Annotated in this window: 1 protein-coding gene; it reads right to left on the bottom strand. The window is 45.7% G+C overall.

What is annotated here, in order from left to right; all coding sequences use genetic code 11:
- Window positions 1–341 (bottom strand): hypothetical protein (locus B3763_RS11200; protein WP_286746531.1); only part of this gene is annotated, 341 nt, incomplete at both ends.

Below are 341 nucleotides of genomic sequence, written 5' to 3'. Positions count from 1 at the left end.
TGTCAATAAGGCCTTCAAAAATACGCTGCGTTTCGGGGTAGTATTCTCTGGCCTGGTCATCGAACATATAGTTTGGATATTTTTCAAATACGGTAGCCACAGGGTTAAGAAAAAGGTCGAATTCGGCTTTTAGGTTTTTGGCGGTAGCTCCCGTAAGCCAATTAACATGCAGGCGGGCGTTCACCTGCCTGTCGGTCACTGTTAATTTTTCTTTGCCCAGATCGAAGTTGATTTTCAGTCGGTTAGGTTTAATGGTTTCTACTTTAACCCGCTTGGTAAAAGTGGAGCCACCCACCTGAACCCTGGCCAGCCAATTGCCTGTTGGGTCATCTTCATTGGTT

Origin of the sequence: Roseivirga sp. UBA1976, from assembly GCF_002336325.1 — a bacterium.
Classification (GTDB): domain Bacteria; phylum Bacteroidota; class Bacteroidia; order Cytophagales; family Cyclobacteriaceae; genus Roseivirga; species Roseivirga thermotolerans.
This window is presented reverse-complemented; position numbering and strand designations above follow the sequence as displayed.